General features: G+C 35.9%; 14 protein-coding genes. All 14 read left to right on the top strand.

Features of this window, described 5'->3' with window-relative positions; translation table 11 throughout:
- Positions 1 to 1,139: 1,139 nt before the first annotated feature.
- The 14 genes from BN1082_RS24805 (at position 1,140) to ystJ (ending at position 18,604) form a co-directional block, all read left to right on the top strand.
- Positions 1,140 to 2,081: a fumarylacetoacetate hydrolase family protein gene (locus tag BN1082_RS24805; protein ID WP_090639630.1), complete on the top strand. Its 942-nt coding sequence runs from the start codon at positions 1,140 to 1,142 to the stop codon at positions 2,079 to 2,081.
- 115 nt (positions 2,082 to 2,196) lie between these two features.
- Positions 2,197 to 3,531: a purine-cytosine permease family protein gene (locus tag BN1082_RS24800; protein WP_090639627.1), complete on the top strand. Its 1,335-nt coding sequence runs from the start codon at positions 2,197 to 2,199 to the stop codon at positions 3,529 to 3,531.
- A gap of 83 nt (positions 3,532 to 3,614) precedes the next feature.
- The gene (locus BN1082_RS24795; RefSeq protein WP_090639625.1) at positions 3,615 to 5,108 is read left to right on the top strand and encodes an amidase family protein; all 1,494 of its coding nucleotides are present in this window, start codon (positions 3,615 to 3,617) and stop codon (positions 5,106 to 5,108) included.
- A 447-nt stretch (positions 5,109 to 5,555) separates the two neighbouring features.
- Positions 5,556 to 6,302: an aspartate/glutamate racemase family protein gene (locus BN1082_RS24790; protein ID WP_090639622.1), complete on the top strand. Its 747-nt coding sequence runs from the start codon at positions 5,556 to 5,558 to the stop codon at positions 6,300 to 6,302.
- A gap of 401 nt (positions 6,303 to 6,703) precedes the next feature.
- Positions 6,704 to 7,369, top strand: a complete 666-nt coding sequence (locus BN1082_RS24785) for a GntR family transcriptional regulator (RefSeq protein WP_090639620.1) — start codon at positions 6,704 to 6,706, stop codon at positions 7,367 to 7,369.
- A 437-nt stretch (positions 7,370 to 7,806) separates the two neighbouring features.
- Positions 7,807 to 9,168 (top strand): NCS1 family transporter, encoded by a 1,362-nt coding sequence (locus BN1082_RS24780; RefSeq protein WP_425412222.1) that lies wholly within the window; start codon positions 7,807 to 7,809, stop codon positions 9,166 to 9,168.
- 77 nt (positions 9,169 to 9,245) lie between these two features.
- A complete protein-coding gene (gene allB / locus BN1082_RS24775) occupies positions 9,246 to 10,628 on the top strand; it encodes an allantoinase AllB (protein ID WP_090639614.1) in 1,383 nt (460 codons plus the stop codon).
- Between the two features lie 202 nt (positions 10,629 to 10,830).
- Complete coding sequence (locus BN1082_RS24770) at positions 10,831 to 12,096, top strand: ArgE/DapE family deacylase (RefSeq protein ID WP_090639611.1); 1,266 nt, start codon at positions 10,831 to 10,833, stop codon at positions 12,094 to 12,096.
- A 91-nt stretch (positions 12,097 to 12,187) separates the two neighbouring features.
- Complete coding sequence (locus tag BN1082_RS28980; RefSeq protein ID WP_090639839.1) at positions 12,188 to 12,337, top strand: IclR family transcriptional regulator domain-containing protein; 150 nt, start codon at positions 12,188 to 12,190, stop codon at positions 12,335 to 12,337.
- A 364-nt stretch (positions 12,338 to 12,701) separates the two neighbouring features.
- On the top strand, positions 12,702 to 13,394 hold the full coding sequence (locus BN1082_RS24760; protein ID WP_090639609.1) for a GntR family transcriptional regulator: 693 nt from the start codon (positions 12,702 to 12,704) through the stop codon (positions 13,392 to 13,394).
- A gap of 319 nt (positions 13,395 to 13,713) precedes the next feature.
- Positions 13,714 to 15,060, top strand: coding sequence for an MFS transporter (locus tag BN1082_RS24755; RefSeq protein ID WP_090639607.1), 1,347 nt, complete (start codon positions 13,714 to 13,716; stop codon positions 15,058 to 15,060).
- A gap of 28 nt (positions 15,061 to 15,088) precedes the next feature.
- A complete protein-coding gene (locus tag BN1082_RS24750) occupies positions 15,089 to 15,829 on the top strand; it encodes a maleate cis-trans isomerase family protein (RefSeq protein ID WP_090639605.1) in 741 nt (246 codons plus the stop codon).
- Positions 15,830 to 16,082: 253 nt separating this feature from the next.
- On the top strand, positions 16,083 to 17,024 hold the full coding sequence (locus BN1082_RS24745) for a fumarylacetoacetate hydrolase family protein (RefSeq protein ID WP_090639603.1): 942 nt from the start codon (positions 16,083 to 16,085) through the stop codon (positions 17,022 to 17,024).
- Positions 17,025 to 17,359: 335 nt separating this feature from the next.
- Positions 17,360 to 18,604, top strand: coding sequence for an NADP-dependent malic enzyme (ystJ, locus tag BN1082_RS24740; protein ID WP_090639600.1), 1,245 nt, complete (start codon positions 17,360 to 17,362; stop codon positions 18,602 to 18,604).
- Positions 18,605 to 18,893: the final 289 nt, after the last annotated feature.

Genomic DNA, 18,893 nt, shown 5'->3' with positions numbered 1-18,893 from the left:
ATCAAGCTGAGGGACAAAATGGCAAATAGCTTAATCAAATTAACTAACACAACTCTGAGTGGTGTTTGTAAAGAAAACTATTATTTTTGAATTAATGTCTATTAAGTTGGATAAAGAAACTCAAAGATCCAACCGTGGAGACATGTTGATTTAATTCTTCCACCAAATAAACTTTCTTGTCGTAAACTATACCTTTCGAGATGTTAGGGAGTTTACTCCTTTTTCATGGCTAACAAACTTAGTCATATCATGAGGTTTGAACTATGAAGTTTACTCATTTAATAATACTTAAAAATGTTTTACTCATTTCTTTAAATGAAAAAATAGGAGAAGTTTTTATGTTGGATCTAATGTATCAAATGATATACACCAATTATAATGAGACCGAATAATTTTAAGAAAATTTAAAAAATAATATTGAATTTACAAAAATGTGATGTTATTCTTTATTTAGGCTTATCAAGAAACACCGTTTCGTAATAAGCAACAAATTCGATAATTATGATTAAAAGTAAAATTAAATTGGATAAGGTGTCGAGAGACGACATTAAGGAGTGGAGTATGGATTTCTTTCCTAAAAAAAAGTAGACAAAAAAAGTGTCCTCACAAGTGAATTAAAAAACATCTGTTAACCGACCTCAACTGTAAAAAATTCTTTAAACCTTTTTAATAGGATAAAGACTTATTGAATTTTTTTCATTATAAATAGTCATTTTCCTAAAAACTCGATGGATGACACGTTAAAAAAAGGATATCAGTTCAGGAGTTACTCTTTTGGCTAATTTAAATGATTGCGTTCAATTTACGTTTTTTGAATTAATAAGAATACCATTAAACTTATTCGTTTAAGAGCTCTAATATTGAAATGTTTTTGTAAGCGGCTAACAGTGAATTACTTATCAATTTTTATTAATACTTTAAAACTTTTTAACCAATCATTTTGTAAGCGATTTAACGATTTAATTGAGGAGGTGTTCTCCGGAAAATAAGGTTACTGCTAGTAGTAAATCCAATGATAAGAAAGGGGAGTTAGAAAGAAAATACACACAAATTATATTGTCTGGAGATACTGACTATCACAGGAAGTATGACTCAAGAATAATTTGCGGAAAAAATATTGTTATTAAAAGGGGATTAAAATGCGATTTGTATCTTTTGAAACAAAACCACACGCCAAATATAGCTACGGAATTGAATGGGATGGAAAGATTGTTATAATTGCTGAATTGTTGGAGGATACTCAATTAGTAAAAAAACCGCCTTCTTCAATGGCCGATTTTATTGAATACCACGAATTCATAATACCTCTAATTTATGAAAACTGGAGTACATGGTTTGAAAGCGGTTTACTAGCTGAATTTGCTGTTCCTTCGGAATCTGTTAAACTATTAGCTCCATTTCCACGACCACTTCGTGAAGTGATTTGTTTAGGTTTAAATTATGAGGAGCATATTGACCAAAATTCAAAGGCAACAGGATGCCCGTATCAATTGCCGGAAGTTCCAGTATTTTTTGCAAAGCCGGCATCCTCAGTTATAGGGTCCAATGACTATATTCATCTGGATCCGACATTAACGAATAAACTGGATTATGAAATTGAGCTAGGCATTGTAATTGGAAAACGTGGGAAAAATATACCGGTTAGTGCTGCCATGGATCACGTATTTGGTTATACGATTCTAAATGATATCAGCGCACGGGATCTTCAGTTTAGAGTTTCCCAATTCTACCAGGGAAAAGGCCTCGATACATTTTGCCCAATTGGACCAGCAATAGTGGACAAAGGAGAGATAACTGACCCTCATTCCCTTTTTATGACTTTACGTGTAAATGGAGAAGTTCGTCAACAAATTTCTACCAGTTCAATGTTATTCAAGATTCCAGAAATTATTGCCGCAATTTCTGAAGGATTTACACTTGAACCTGGAGATATCATTGCAACAGCTACACCTGGAGGTTGCGGCTATGCAAGTAATCCTCCAGGATTTTTGAAGGATGGCGATGTTGTAGAGTGCGAAATTCAGCCAATTGGAGTATTAACAAATAAAGTGAAGAAAATTGATAGAATTTATGAACTGTGATTGACAAATTCTCATTGATTTAGACAACTGATTCACATGAACCATCTTAGAGAAACCTAATAGTTTGATTTGCTCTATTAATTTATTTTCTGGTATTAATTGAGGAGGTAATAAAATGAGTAAAGAAATGGAACAAAGGTCTTTAGATCCTGAATTTGAACAGGAAGCTGTTCCAAAACACTACCGGAAATCTTTAGGTTCAATAGTTGCAGTATGGTTTGGATTCCCAATGCAATTATTTAGTGCTGTATTTGGCGGTACTGTTGTGGCTCAGTTGGGGTTTGTAAATGGAGCACTTAGTATGTTATTAGGAAATCTGGCTTTGTTTATATTCGTCGGATTCCTTAGTTACCGTGCCGGGGAAACTGGTTTAAACTTTAATCTATTAGCTAAAGAATCCTTTGGAAAAAGGGGATATTATTTAGTCTCTGGATTGCTTGCAGTAGTCGTAATTGGTTGGTTTGCAGTCAATGTAGGGTTAACTGGAGCAATGATGCATAATACTTTTGGTTACAATGAAATCCTGATGATTATAGTCGGTGGTTTGATTTATATCGTAATCACATTCTTGGGAATTAAGGCCCTATCCGTTTTAGGCTGGATTGCCGCTCCACTTTATGTTGTTCTCAGTATTGTGGCAATTGTGTTTGCGGTAAAATCGGGGGTTACTGGTATTTTGGAATATAAGCCTGTTGCTAGTTCTGCAGGAGCGATTACAATGGGTATGGTGGCGTCTATGGTTTTTGCGGGGTTTGCAGATTCTGGGACAATGACAGCGGATTTTACTCGTTGGTCCAAAAATGGAAAGGAAGCAGTTTTGGCATCAATTACTGCTTTTCCTTTAGGGAATTTCGTAGCCCAGATCGTAGGAGGAATTGTCGTTGCGACCGGAGTTATTCCTGATGCAGTTACGAATGGTGGAAATATTTTGATGGTTCTTACAGGTCATGGATCATTTTTATCTCTTGTCTCAGTTCTGTTTGTTTTCATTAGTTTAGGTTCTGTATGTACCCATTGTTTATACAATGGTGCAATTGGATGGTCCCACATGACTGGTAAAGGGATGAGATCGATTACAGTTATTTTGGGGGTAATTGGTATAATTGCCGCACTATCTGGAATTTGGGGTAAATTACCTGAGTGGTTTAACTTACTTGGAATTCTTGTTCCGCCAATTGGAACAATAATGATAATGGATCAAATCATATTCCGAAAAACTCATAAGTCAGCATTAGAACGTTCATGGCGCCCACTAGCATTTGTTACGTGGGTAATCGCATCCGGAATATCTTTATTTATTAACTTTAATGCACCACAACTATCTGTTGCAATAATGAGTGTAGTCGCAACTGTAATGGTTTATCTAATTTGTAAAACAGTCGTCCCACGGAATGCATCATTGGTATTTGAGGATTCAGATAAATCTGTGCAGTCTGGGGATTTAGACTAAAAAATTTTAAACGTTTTATTACTTTTTTAATTTTATACTTTACTAGAAAGGAAAAGCTATTTTTGGCTCTTCGGGAGGGAAAAATGAGTACTATTCAAAAGACATTTAAGGTATTAGAAAAGACAATTGAAGAATTACAGGAAGCTTTGACGACGGGAGAAATTACATCCGTTGAGTTAGTACAAATTTATCTAGACCGTATTAATGCTTATGATAAATCTGGAGCAAATTTGAATAGCATAATTAGCATTAACGAAAATGGACTCACGGAGGCCGCACGACTTGATAAAGAAAGAATAGAAGGAAGTTTACGGGGGCCCCTACATGGTATACCAATTATATTAAAGGATAACTTTGATACAGCTGATATGCCAACAACAGGTGGAGCCACGATACTTAAAGATTTCATTCCAACAAAGGATGCATTTGTGGTAAACAAACTGCGAGAAGCAGGAGCAATAATAATTGCGAAATCAAATCTTGGTGAACTAGCAATGTTACCTCAGAACTATAGTTCATTAGGAGGGCAGACGCTAAATCCATACGATTTAACAAGGACTCCTGGGAGTTCAAGCGGCGGGACAGGAGCTTCCATTGCGAGTAATTTTGCAGCTGCTGGAATGGGAACTGATGGAGTAAATTCTATTCGTTCTCCTGGTTCGGCAAATAGTCTTGTGGGGTATAGACCTACAAAAGGACTTTTAAGCCGTGAGGGAATTATGCCTGCTACTATTACTCAGGAAACGGTAGGACCGATAACTAGAACAGTACAGGATGCTACTATAATGTTGGACGTGTTGGCCGGGTATAATCCCAATGATTCTACTACAGCCTGGAATGTTAGCCATATTCCAACAACCTATACTGAATTCCTCAAAAAGGATGGATTAAAAGGGAAAAGGTTGGGTGTCCTAAAGACCTTATTTGGAAGTGATTCAGAGCATCAGGAAGTAAATAATATTATGGAAAATGCAATTGAGGATTTAAAAAATAATGGTGCTGAGATTGTCTATTTGGATATTCCAGAGCTTGATACCAATCGTGTTCTAGAAAAAGATGTTACTGTTTATGAATTTAAAACCCTCTTTAATTCTTATTTGGAAGGTCATGGCACCAATGCCTCCATAAAATCATTAAAGGAACTTATCGATTCGAAAACTTATGACAAAAGAATTGAAACCTTCTTATTGGATACACAGGCGTTGGAAAATCCATTGGAAGAAACGGAGTATAAGGAACGCTTGCTTTATGGTTTGGAGCTAAAGAATATCATAATCAAATCTATGGCGGACAACAATCTTCATGCTATTTTATATCCTCATCAAAAACAGCTTGTTGCAAAGGTTGGGGAGCCACAGGCGGGGAGAAATGGTATTATAGGAGCCATATCAGGTTTTCCAGCTATAACGGTTCCAGCAGGTTTTTCAAGTCCTACCTTATCAGCTCCTATTGGGGTTCCAATTGGAATTGAATTTTTAGGACGTCCTTGGAGTGAACCTATTTTAATTGAAATAGCTTATTCATATGAACAAGGTACTCATCATAGACAGCCCCCTGTTGTAACACCAGAATTATAGATTGCGGTGGTTCGAAAAAGTCAGTTTAAATCTTAAATTGATTTCGAATCGAAATGAAGTAAGATACAATAACAAACCCGGCACATGAACGACTAGGCCGGGGTAGTTGGACTTTTTTGTTAAAATGAATGACATGGTGACAGCTATCGCATAAAGTATAATTCGTAGGTGTTGTTGGGGTTGTATCAATTACTATGGAAATATTGATGACATTATTACCCATTTTACATTGGGATTAACGTTATATTCACCGGTTCTTTTACTGTAGGTCTAATGATTTTCTCCTTCACAAGGTAATTTTAACTATTGTAGCTGCAATGAATAACTACATGAAGAAGGTTTGAGCTTAATCTTAAAGATATGATTTAAACAAGAACTTTCAGGTTGAAGTAAATTATACTAATATTTATTTGCATTTTTTTACAAAAGAAAAAGGAGATTAAGCTTGTGCGAATCTTAATTATTAATCCGAATATTTCAGAGAGCGTAACAGAACTTATTGCAAACGAGTCTCGACGTGTTGCTTCCCCAGGAACAGAATTATCGTTTGCTACAGCACCTTTTGGGGTAGCTTATATTGAAACAAGAATGGAAGCCCTAATTGGTGGATACGCCGCGGCATGCATTGCTGCTGAACGCCACGGCGAATATGATGGGGTAATTATTGATGCTTTTGGTGATCCCGGACTTTTGGGTATCAAAGAAATGCTCGATGTTCCTGTAGTTGGAATGACAGAAGCCGCTCTGGCCTCGGCATGTCTCCTGGGACAACGCTTTTCGATTATTGCAATTTCATCACGTATCAAGGCATGGTATCTAGAGACTGTTGAGAGAAGCCATTTAACAACACGTCTTGCTAGCATCAGGTCATTAAATGATCCTCTGCGTGATATTGGTTCTGTACAGGAAGATTATTCCGAGCGGTTAAAAGAGCTTGCAAAAGAGGCGGTTGAGAAGGATGGCGCTGACGTTATTATATTGGCGGGAGCTCCTCTTGCAGGGTTAGCTTGCGCCCTTGAAGGTCAATTATCTGTGCCAGTAGTGGATGGTGTGTCTAGTGCTGTACGTCATTGTGAGTCACTAATAGCTCTTAATCCTGGGAAAGCAGTAGCGGGCAGTTTCGCTAAACCCCCTATAAAGCCTAACAAGGGGTTACCGCCAGCTCTAGCCGCAATTCTTGATCGCACTTGCTAATTTATTTATATTTTTTAGGGAGGGAATCTTTAAGTTCAATCTTATAGACAATGGTACAGTCTAAATAACCTACCACTTCTTTTATAAACTATACTTAAACGTCTTTTCAGCTATAATTGTTTAAATTCAAAAAGGTAGATTCCCTCGAATATTTGAGAGATCTAACTTTGAATATTAAAAGATAAGAGGTAATAAATTATCACAATATAGTATTTAGATTTTTCTGAAAATGCTTGCAAATCAATACAATCTAGATTATTCTATTTATAGAAATTGTATACAATCTAGTATTCCAAAAGAGATCAATAAAGACCATTATAGTGGAGCTTTTTTATTTCTCATTCTGGGATTCTTTGATGATACATATCATATTGAATTTTAGAAGAGAGGATCATGTAAAAATGAATTCCAAGGAATTAGAGATTTACCAAAAGATAAAGCAAGCGATTCTCCATCGAAAACTCTTTCCAAATATGCAATTAGTTGAAAAGGAAATAGCTGATTCCTTTGGAGTTAGCCGAACTCCAGTCCGTAATGTCCTTCGGAGATTGTCCTATGAGAGGTTGGTAAAAATTATTGAGAATAAAGGTGCGTTCGTTACTTGTTCCTCAATAGAAGAAGCAAAAGAAGTATTTGAAATGAGAAGAATTCTTGAGGCAGAGGCAGTTCGAAAAGCTTGTCGATTATACAATCAGGAACATATTCAAGAACTTGAAAATATGGTTCAAGAGGAACTAAGAGAAATTGAACAAGGAAACTACATTGAAGGTTTGCAAATGTCTGGAAATTTTCATTTGAAAATAGCTGAAATGGCAGGTAATTCTTATTTTTATCAGTATCTTGAAGATTTAATTTCGTTAACGTATGTTATTATTTCCATTTATGGAAGGGGAGATGAGAGAAATGGTACATGTTGTCACCATCTTGAAATCTTTCATGCTATAAACGAAAGAAATGAAGATTTAGCTGAAAAATTGACTGTCGATCACCTGAAAGAAATTGAATCGAATCTTCATTTTAGTGAAAACCTTCAGCTCTCCACATCTCTTATTGAACTTCTTACCTAATAATATAAATTTTTTTATATTTGAAAACGCTTACCCGTTTATAAATATGCTTATGAAACTATGGATATAGTTGATGGTGGATGTTCATTCTTCTCCCATTTAGTAATAGCCTGTCTTTTAGTTGGAGAGGATTTTACATAAAAATGTAAAAAGGTGGTGATGGAATGAAATAGAAAATTAAATAATATTTGTTTTTTTTTACACCAAAGATGAAACTTAGTTGCGCAATAAACAACAAATAGTTGAATACTACAGAAAAAATTTTTAATGGTAAATCTTTTTAAATCGGAAAGATGGGATCAACGTCTATTGGTAAACATCTAAGACCTAACCTGTAGAGCATTGTATTTTGAAACAGCGTATTACAATGAATAAAGGGAGTTGGGTGTATATTGTCAACAAATTTACAAAAAGAAGATGTCAATGAAGATCCACAGATCCAATTTGCTGCTAATATCGATGAATCATTAAAGCCAAAAAGTGCAAAGGATAGGACGGTCAGTCCGCAAAACTATGTTTTTATGTGGATGGGTGACGGCGTTAATTTAGGCAATATGACACTTGGAGCGAGTTTGTTTGTAGCTGGAGTCGCAACGCTAAATATCTTTCAGACATTTTTCGCTGCTTTCATATCGATCGCAATAACTTCTGTGATTTTTGCTTTAAATGACAGGTTAGGATACAAAACTGGAATTCCATATGTTGTACATCTGAGAATGTCATTCGGGGAAAAAGGCGCCATCCTTTCATCCCTTTTGCGCGGAATTCCCGCCATCATTTGGTATGGTTTTCAAAGTTGGATCGGAGGTACTGCCTTAAATGAAATAGCGAAGATTGCTACAAGCGGAAGCTTTGATAATGTCGCCATTTGCTTTGTTGTAATTCAACTAATACAAATTGTACTTTCGATGTACGGTTTCCATGCCATTAAATGGGTGGAAACGCTAGTATCGGTTGTGATTATCGGAGCACTTCTTTATGTATTTGTCATTCTACTAAAAGACCATAGCGCTGTCATTGCAGAAAAATGGGTTCATGCTAAGGGTACGTGGGGATTATCGTTCTTTGGATTCATCATGGTGTTTATGGGAAATTATGCAGCAATCTTTTTAAGTGCTGCAGATTACTCACGAGAACTCAAAGCTGGTATTAGTGACAAAAAACGAGGATTATTGTACTTTTCGCCAATTTTAGTAGTGTATAGCGTTACACTTGCCATCGGTGCAATGCTTGCTTCAGTTACTGGCATCACTAATCCTGTAAAGGCATTTGCCATCGTAGTAGATAATTCTTACATTACATTTTTTGTTTCAGTATTTATTGTACTTGGAGTGATTGCTGTAAATATGGTTGCCAATATTATTCCTCCGACCTATGTAATTACATTACTTACAAAAACTAAATTTAAAGTTTCTGTTACAATTACTGGACTTCTTGCATTAGGCTCATTCCCTTGGCTGCTTGTTCAGGATTCTAATGCAGAAGGTCTTAATTTATTCATTCTCACTTATTCAGCATTTTTAGGACCGATCGTTTCCATTTTATTAGTAGAATACTATATTCTTAGGAAGCAAAAAATCAATATAGAAGAATTGTACCAGGAAAACGGAACATTTTCAGGTCTTAATCCTGCCGCACTGCTTGCAATGTTTATTGGTGCAGCAGGAGCCTTTTTAGTTGTAAAGCTTGCATGGATTATTGGTCTTGTCACCTCAGGTATTGCTTATTATCTCCTTACGAAGTATGCATTTAAGGATTCAAAATTCAAAAAAGGCACAATTTTCGAAAAAAATAGTTGACTCAATTAAAACTATATTTTAATGATAAATTAATGGATTTTTTTATGAATATTCATAAAACAGGAGGATCAAAAGGTATGAAGTATGATTTGCTCATAAAAAATGGAAATGTTGTGTTAAAGAATTTTGTGGAACAAGTAGATATTGGGATTAAAAATGGCAAAATTGTTGAAATATCTAAAAATATAACCGAGCCTTCAAAAGAAGTTGTTGATGCTTCCAATCAGTATGTTATGCCGGGGATGATCGATACCCATGTTCATATTTGTGAACCTGGAAGAACGGAATGGGAAGGGTTTGAAACAGGGACAAAGGCTTTGGCTGCAGGTGGAACGACCGCTTTTGTGGATATGCCTTTAAATGCTCTTCCAGCGACCACAGATAAAGAAGCTTTAAGAAAAAAATTAACATCTGCAGAAAACAAAGCCTATGTCGATTATGCACTATATGGGGGACTAGTTCCAGGAAACATTGATGAATTAAAAAATCTCTCAGATGAAGGTGTAGTCGCTTATAAATGTTTTATGGCAACATGCGGTACTGATGAGATTGGCGATTTCAAAAACGCTGATGACTACACTCTTTATCATGGAATGAAGAAATTGGCAGAATTAGGGCATGTTTTATCTATACATGCTGAAAACGCTGAATTTACTGATAATTACGCACTTGATAAAATCAAGCGGGGAAAGGTAGCTATTAGGGATTATGTAGAATCCAGACCGGTTATCGCAGAAGTTGATGCCGTAAGGAGAGCTTTATTTTTAGCAAAAGAAACAGGATGTAAATTGCATTTTGTTCATATCAGCAGTAAACGAGCAGTGGAGGAAATTCAAAAAGCACGTGAAGAAGGCCAAGATGTCACATTAGAGTCTTGCCCACACTATTTTACAATTGATTTAGAAGCTTTTGAAAAAATTGGGCCTGTTGCAAAATGTGCTCCTCCATTGCGTGAAAAAGCTGAACAGGAAAAATTATGGGAAGCTCTTTTGGAAGGGAAAATTGATATGCTGACGTCTGATCACTCCCCATGCCCGCCTGAAATGAAGCAAAACGATACAAATAATATTTTTGATATCTGGGGGGGAATCAGCGGCTGCCAAAATAATGTTGATTTAATGTTTGATGAAGCGGTTAAAAAGCGTGGGTTTTCTATTAATCGTTTTGCCAGGATGATCGCAACCACCCCTTCTGAGAGATTCAATTTACCACAAAAAGGTAGTATCGACATAGGTAAAGATGCAGACATCATCATCATCGATCCGAATCAGTACTATACAGTACAGAAGGAAGACTTATATTATCGCCATCAGCAAAGCCCTTATATTGGCAGGACAATAAATTGCCGGGTAACAAAAACTTTTGTTAGAGGGCAGCTAGTATTTGATCTTGAAGAAGGAATAGTTGGAAAACCAATAGGAAAGTATATTTCTGCAAAGAGTAGTTTAGTAGAAATTTAAATTTTCATTGGAAATAATCAAAACTGTCCAACAAGGAGTTGCCCATTTGGTTCTCTCTTGTTATTTGATGGGGTAAGGAATTAGTTATGTTCCAAAATAATCTATTAATTACAATGCATAGGAATAGGTGCGATGGGTTTATTGGAATCTGTTATTCAGTTAACAAGCAATTATATAAAAACAGGATTAAGGAGAGTATAAGATGACAACTGAAATATTAAGTCCAGAAAAACAACAAATTATTCATTTTATTGAGGACCAACAAGAAAATTTAATTAGCTTTTTAAAAGAGCTTGTATCGATTCCATCTGATAACCCTCCAGGTGACTGTCAAAAAATTGCTGAACATATTTTTAAGCGTCTAGAAGAATATGAATTTGAAAATGTTTCAATCAATGAAGTAGAAGAAGAAAGAGTTAAAGCGGTTGGAAGAACTAAGGTTTCCAATGTTATTGGGTTTCAAAACTTTGGAAATACCCAAGGTCTGGAAATTACTTTGAATTCTCATGGAGATGTTGTGCCTCCTGGGCTTAGATGGACACAAAATCCTTATGGAGGCAATATTGTTGATGGAAAACTTTATGGCCGCGGTGCAGCTGTATCAAAATCCGATATCGCCTCTTTTACATTCGCTACATTAGCATTAAGACAATTGAAAGAAAATTTAAACGGAAAAATTTCATTGGCTTTTACATTTGATGAAGAAACGGGCGGAGACATCGGACCAAAATGGCTACTCGAGAAAGGGCTTATAAACCCTGATATGGCGATTTGTCCGGGATTTACATATTCCCTTGCCAATGCCCATAATGGCTGCCTTCATTTAGAAGTAAAATTGAAAGGAAAGTCTGCCCATGCTGCGGAGCCGCAATATGGACATGATGCCTTGGAAGCAATGACAGGTGTTTTAAGTGCATTATACGAATACAGAAAAGGCTTCTCGGAGATAAAATCTAATATTCCTAATGTTGGTTCTCCTAATCTAGTAGTTGGATTGATTTCAGGTGGTATTAATACGAATGTTGTTCCAGATACAGCGACCATTCGAATTGATAGAAGATTAATTCCTGAAGAAAATCCAAAGTTTGCAGAAGCAGAAATCCGTAATGTCATTGTAGAAGCACTTGAAAATTATACTGGGGTGGAAGCAGAAGTTAATCAAATTTTATTGGCACACAGCATGGGCCCTGTTCCAGTTAATTCTCCTTTGGTACAATCTTTTGCAGCAAATTGGTCAAAAATTATGGGTGGAGAAGAGCTTCCAATAGTTGGATCTCCTTTATATACGGATGCCCGTCACTTCTATGAAGCTGATATTCCTGTTGTTTTATTTGGTACAGGCCCTAGAACATTATTGGAGGCAAATGGACACCGTGCAGACGAGCACGTAAAAGTAGATGATCTAATAAAAGCAACAAAAATTGTTGCTCTCACATTATATGATCTTTTACTGGGACAAAATAATTAATTGAACTTTCGATAAATCCCTGGACGTTAAAATCCAGATGATTAATTTATAATTCCTAAAAGAGGATGAATTATTTGATAGCCTCAAAAGTATCAAAAAACAAGGATTCGGAATTGAAAGAGAAGAAAATGAACCGGAAATCACTTGTATAGCGGCTCCGATCTTTAAACATCTTGGTTATGTTACCGGTGCGGTCAGTATATCAGGCACTTTTCTGAGGATGAATGAAGAGAAAATTTGATTCGTTAAAGGATAAACTTATGGAGGCTGGGAAGAATGTCTCTGAGCACATGGGATATAAAAGTAACTGAAGTATAATTTGAGAGAATAATTATGAAGACATAATGTATGTGTTATGTCTTTTTTTATGGTTTAGAGGTATCTTATTAATTTTTGACGAAATAGTGATTTAAAGAGTAGAAATTATAAGAAAATTTAAAAATATATATTGAATATGTTTATTAAAGATGTTATTTTTAGTTAAGAAAACAATATAGAAACAACGTTTCTTATTAAGCAACAAAAATATAAAAAGAGTGTGTTTTGTTTTTAATAATATTAGAACCGGATCAAAGTGTCTATAAACGACAAGATAGGAGAACACAATGAATTCTTTCTCTATAGAAAAACCAGTGAGATATTATGATCAGGTCTATAATTCGATTAAAGAAAAAATTGTTAAAGGAGTTTTAAAGCCTGGTGATAGTATTTTTGAATCTAGAATAGCAAGAGAATTAAATATTAGCCGCAGCCCGGTAAGGGAAGCAGTCCGTGCATTGGAAAAAGAAGGTTTATTGGTTATTGATGAAAAATCAAGAATAACAGTTTATAAACCAACATTAAAGGATATTGTCGATATATATGAATGCCGTATTGCACTTGAGTCATTAGCAACGAGATTGACAACAAGATACGCAACAAACCAGGAAATAAAAGATATTGAAAATACCGTTTTAAATGTAAAGCAGAACCTTAATGCTGAAGGTGAAAGAAATAGGGATGTGTTAATTGAGGAAAATGGCCGTTTTCATGATCTTATAACAAAATATAGTCAAAATAGAAGGTTACAGAAACAACTAAGGGATTTAAAATCACTAAGTCAATATTATAGAGTATTAAATTTTCAGGGAGAAAATAGAGAGTGGATTGTTTTTAACGAACATCAAGAAATTCTTGATCAAATTAAACAAAGAAATGAAGAGAATGCTTCGATAAAAATGAAAAAACATCTTGAAACTGATTTGCAGCATTTAAAGGAGATTTTTGATAGCCAGCTAAAACCTGGAAAAACGGAATAGGTCATGTTTTTCTATGTTGTTTACAAAATGATAAATATTGGAGGTGGATAAATAAGGTGTCGACAGACGACAATTAAATGTTACAGGGTATGGAGAAATCGGACTTGACCATACTAAAGTACAAGAATTGTTGATAGTTTTGTAAGCGATACCATTGTAAGGGTGTTTACATTGTTCAATTAAACGTTACTTGCTAAATAAACCTCTTGTAAAGTCCCCAGGTGTGTTTCCCAGTTATTGAAGGGGGTGATTCCTAAACATTACCAAATCTTTGGAGTAAAACACATCGAACATCTTTATCTTAAAAAGGGGGATTTTTATGGCAAGAGGTAACGTAAATCTAAATGGGCAAGAATTGCGTATTGATTTAGCGGCAAAACCAACTAATATCCGTTGGCGAGTATTTTTTATGCTGCTTATGCTCGTGACAATTAACTATGTTGACCGTGCTGTATTATCTATTGCAATGCCAGCGATCCAAAAGGATTTAAATTTAGATCCTGCTATCGTAGGACTAATTCTTAGTTCCTTCTTTTGGGGATATGCCCTAATGCAAATTCCATCAGGATGGATTGTCGACAGATACCGCCCAGAAAAAGTAGTGTTTGGAGCTGCAATTGGATGGGGGATTGTCCAAGCATTAACAGGTTTTATATCAGGTGCAAAATTACTCCTGTTTCTTCGAGTTTTGCTTGGATTAACAGAGGCTCCTGTAATGCCGGGATGTTCGAAATTACAGTCGATTTGGCTTAGTTCAAAGGAAAGGGGCCGAGGAGCCACTATCATTGATAGCGGTGCACCATTAGGTACCGCAGTCGGTGGACCTATAATTGTTGGATTTATGGCATGGTTCGGAGGCTGGCGCGGTGCTTTAATTGGAGCCGGTATCCTTACCATTGTAATTGCATTTTTGGTATGGAGAGTTATTAAAGGTGGACCAGACGGAAATTCAAAAGTCAACGAGGCTGAACGTGAATATATTCGTAAAGCACTTGAAGAGGAGTACGAAGAGCATAAGCGTAATGCTACAGGAGTTAAAATCAGTGCAAAAGATTACGTAAGAGCTCGCAATTTCTGGTGTATGTGTCTTGGCTGGTTTTCATTTAACACTGTTTTCTACGGATTAATGACATGGGGTCCATCATATCTTGCTGCAACACAAAATCTGGATATTAAGTCCATCGGTAGTTCCATTCTAATTATTTTTGGCTCAGGATTTGTCGGGGAACTCATTGGTGGGTGGATTACAGACAAGTGGCGCGAAAAAGGCGGTAATTATAACACGGTGATGAGAACGATGTTATCCATAGCCGGCCTCATGACGGCACTTTCCATTTTCTTGTTAAGTAAGTCAACATCTGTAACTATGGCGATAACAACACTTTCATTTGCGTTATTCTTCCTTCGTTGGGGCGGCTTGTATTGGAGTGTTCCTGCTGCAATTTCACAACGTGAGCATATTGGTACAGTCGGTGGATGTATGAACTTCGCTGGAAATATTGCAGGTGTTATAACTCCAATTTATATTGGTCTTATTGTATCTACAACAGGATCCTATTTCTTGGCATTAATGGTGTTTGTCTTTGCTGGTCTTCTTTTGGCGACGGTTTCAAGTTTAATTAATTATAATAAAAAAATTGGTAGTTCAAATAGCAGTGTAAATTAAAACAATAAATTTAATAGGAGGAATTATCATGAAAGAACCTAAAAAAATTGGAATGCTTACTCCTTCTTCTAACACAACCTTAGAGCCAATTTGTTCCAGAATGCTTTATAATGTTCCAGAAGTAACTTGCCACTATGGACGCTTTGAGGTTACTAAAATTTCACTTGAACAAGACGCTTTAAGTCAATTTAATTTTGAGCCAATGCTCCAGGCTGCAGAATTGTTAGCACATGCTGAAGTAGATGTAATTGCATGGAACGGGACCTCTGGCGGATGGCTTGGTTTTGATGTAGACCGTGAACTTTGTGAAGCTATTACCAAAAGAACAGGTATTCCAGCAACTACTTCCATGTTATCTCAAGTAAGATCGTTTAAAGAGCACAATATTAAATCAGTGCACCTTGTAACTCCATACATTCCTGAAATTAATAAACTAATTGCAGAACAATACAAAAAGCATTGTAATGTTGATACGATTAATATTTCAGGACTTGCTCAAACACACAATCGTTCTTTCGCTCTCGTATCACAAGAAAGAATTGAAGAACAAATTAAATCGGTATCTGTTTTGCCTGCAGATGCATTAAGTGTAGTATGTACGAACTTCCCTGCAGTAAATAAAGTAGAATACTATGAAAAAACCTATAATTTGCCAATATATGACACTATTAATGTACTAATGTGGGAATGTTTAAAAATGGTAGATGTAGACCCCAATATACTCAAAGGATGGGGAAAACTATTTTCAAGGGTAACGGTAAATAATTAATTCAAAAACTGAGCATTCAACCTATGGGGGGTTGTATTGCTCACTTAATTTTTATTTTTAACACATAAAATACAGGTATCTGCATGGTTGACTCCATACATTTTACGGGACAGAAGGTTTGCTGTCCCAACCCTTTATGTATGCAATTTTCAATGTGCAGATACCATTTATTATAACATACATGTATGTATTTTATAATCTGTATACATAACGATTATCTCCATTAAACTTAAATTATTTAGGAGGTTTGAAGATGATTACTGTTACTTTTTATAAAAATAATCGGCTAGTTTTAGGAGTTAAAACAAATAGGGGAGTATTAGATATTGAAGCTGCATATGCCAAGTTTCCCTATATAAATAATATACCTAAAACAGTATTTGAATTAGTTACTCTAGGAGAAAGTGCAAAACAAGGGCTTCAAAGGCTGATTGAATATTCCCTAATGGAAGATGAATTATTTCATAAGGAAGATTCACTTAACTACGGACCATGTGTACCTAAGCCCCAGAAAATAATCTGCATAGGATTAAATTACAAAAAGCATGCAATCGAGTGTAATATGCCTTTCCCTGCAGCTCCAATTTTATTTAGTAAATTTAATAACACGATTAATGCAAATGGAAAAGATATTTTCATACCAATCACATCTTCACAAGTTGATTATGAAGCAGAATTAGCTATTGTTATTGGTCGGAAGGCAAAAAATGTAAAAACAGAAAATGCACTTTCTATCGTTTATGGTTATTGCGCTGCAAATGATGTATCTGCCCGTGATTTACAAAATAAATCTTCACAGTGGATGCTAGGGAAAACAAGTGATGGATTTTGTCCGATTGGTCCAAATTTAGTTAGCAAAGAGGAAGTCGAAAATCCAAATAACTTAAAGATTACCTTATCCGTTAATGGAGAAATACGCCAAGATTCAAATACTTCAGATATGATTTTTAGTTGTGAAGAACTAGTAAGTTATGTTTCAAAGCATTTAACACTTCAACCAGGTGACATCATTTTAACCGGAACGCCGGAAGGTGTAATTTTGGGGTATTCTGAGGACAAAAGGGTATGGTTAAAAGATGGTGATGCAGTAACAGTTGAAATTGAAAAGCTCGGTAAATTAACAAATATATTCAGAAGGGAACAAAACGATGAATCAGTTAGAAGTGATATTTATGAAGTGAGTAGAACGATTTGAGGTAAATTGAAATTATAAATTGAAGGAATTTTCTAAAAACGCCTTAAAAGTAATTAGATGGAATGGTAATATTTCCGTAAATAAAGAAAATTTGAAACAACATTTCATAATAAGAAACTTTAAGTATGTATCGAAGTGAAAATGTATGGTATTGGATCTATATATATAGGTTCAGAATATACTTCATTGGAAAAAAGTAATCAGTAAATCGTTGCTTTTTTTTTAAAAGCATACAGGAACATTGTTTGGTAATAAGCAACAATTTACCCCAGGTGAATTGGAGAAAGTAGCAACAACAAATAGTGTAAAAATTAAATTATGGAAAGAGGGATTGTATGTCAACGTTACGTGAAGAAGCATTAAAGATACACAAAAAGTATCAAGGAAAACTGGGGGTTCATTCAAAAATTCCTGTGAAAGATGCAAATGATTTAAGTCTTGCCTACTCTCCAGGTGTTGCGGAGCCTTGCCTGGACATTCATGAGGATGAAAGCAAAGTGTATGATTACACTATGAAGGGGAATCTCGTTGCTGTTATATCGGACGGAACAGCAGTACTTGGTCTAGGAAATATTGGCCCGAAAGCTGCTATGCCTGTTATGGAAGGAAAAGCATTATTATTCAAATCATTTGCCGGTGTCGATGCATTCCCGATTTGCCTGGATACAACGGATCCGGATAAAATCGTGGAGGTCGTCAAATTATTGGAACCGACTTTTGGTGGAGTTAACTTAGAAGATATCGCGGCACCAAAATGCTTTGAAATTGAAGAGCGCTTACGAAAAGTGTGTGATATTCCTATTTTCCATGATGACCAGCATGGGACGGCCATCGTTACGGCTGCAGGGTTAATAAACGCTCTTAAATTGGCCGACAAAAAAATCGAGGATATTCGTGTCGTGGTCAACGGCGCTGGGGCAGCAGGTGTAGCGATTGTGAAGCTCTTACTTCATATGGGGGTAAATGATGTCATTCTATGTGATACAAAAGGGATAATCTATGAAGGACGCCCTTTCGGGATGAATTCGTTCAAAGAGGAAATGGCTCGCATCACCAATAAAGGACAAAAGCAAGGGACACTGGCTGATGCTCTTGAGGGAGCTGATGTCTTTGTTGGCGTGTCAGCCGCAGGTGCTGTTACGAAAGAAATGATTCGTTCCATGAACCATCATCCGATTATTTTTGCCATGGCCAATCCAGTTCCGGAAATCATGCCGGAAGATGCAAAAGAGGCCGGAGCACTTGTCATTGGAACAGGTCGTTCTGATTTCCCGAATCAGGTCAACAACGTATTGGCGTTCCCAGGAATTTTCCGTGGAGCATTAGATGTTTACGCAAGAGAAATCAATGTAGAAATGAAGATGGCAGCTATTTATGCTATTGCGGGATTGATTTCAGATAAGGAACTTAATGTGGATTATATTATTCCAGATCCATTCGACCGAAGAGTTGCAGCACATGTAGCAGCAGCTGTTGCCAGCGCAGCCATGGAAACTGGTGTTTCACAAAAGCATGTAAATGTAGAAGAAATCAAAAAGAGTCTCCTATTAGTAGAAGAAAAACATCCTATTATTTTATAAAAAAAGTCTTTTCACTGGTATAGTTGTCTAGGAAAACCTACTTCACGCTATGTTATGAGCAGACATACAGTATATTTTTTCGAAACCTTGGACATACGAACACTACAATATTACCAAAGATTGGCGTTAGTATGTCCAAGGATATTTTATTTTAATGAAGACTTTGCAATTTTTTTATTAGATTTTGATAAATGATGAGTAGCATTTCTGGAACAACTACAGATATGATTTCACTTAGTAACGTTGAAGTTTATTAATTGTTACCCTTTTTGGATTACTCTCCCCGGTT

This window comes from Neobacillus massiliamazoniensis, assembly GCF_001048695.1.
Lineage (GTDB): Bacteria > Bacillota > Bacilli > Bacillales > Cytobacillaceae > Neobacillus > Neobacillus massiliamazoniensis.
The sequence above is the reverse complement of the archived record's forward strand: the minus strand, read 5'-3'. Positions and strand labels throughout refer to the sequence as shown.

Bases quoted from the DNA above. Each gene is read 5' to 3' on its own strand.
- ystJ (WP_090639600.1), top strand. From the start codon at position 17,360: ATGTCAACGTTACGTGAAGAAGCATTAAAGATACACAAAAAGTATCAA.
- BN1082_RS24800 (WP_090639627.1), top strand. From the start codon at position 2,197: ATGAGTAAAGAAATGGAACAAAGGTCTTTAGATCCTGAATTTGAACAG.
- BN1082_RS24785 (WP_090639620.1), top strand. From the start codon at position 6,704: ATGAATTCCAAGGAATTAGAGATTTACCAAAAGATAAAGCAAGCGATT.
- BN1082_RS24760 (WP_090639609.1), top strand. From the start codon at position 12,702: ATGAATTCTTTCTCTATAGAAAAACCAGTGAGATATTATGATCAGGTC.
- BN1082_RS24750 (WP_090639605.1), top strand. From the start codon at position 15,089: ATGAAAGAACCTAAAAAAATTGGAATGCTTACTCCTTCTTCTAACACA.
- BN1082_RS24755 (WP_090639607.1), top strand. From the start codon at position 13,714: ATGGCAAGAGGTAACGTAAATCTAAATGGGCAAGAATTGCGTATTGAT.
- BN1082_RS24795 (WP_090639625.1), top strand. From the start codon at position 3,615: ATGAGTACTATTCAAAAGACATTTAAGGTATTAGAAAAGACAATTGAA.
- BN1082_RS24770 (WP_090639611.1), top strand. From the start codon at position 10,831: ATGACAACTGAAATATTAAGTCCAGAAAAACAACAAATTATTCATTTT.
- BN1082_RS24745 (WP_090639603.1), top strand. From the start codon at position 16,083: ATGATTACTGTTACTTTTTATAAAAATAATCGGCTAGTTTTAGGAGTT.
- allB (WP_090639614.1), top strand. From the start codon at position 9,246: ATGAAGTATGATTTGCTCATAAAAAATGGAAATGTTGTGTTAAAGAAT.
- BN1082_RS24805 (WP_090639630.1), top strand. From the start codon at position 1,140: ATGCGATTTGTATCTTTTGAAACAAAACCACACGCCAAATATAGCTAC.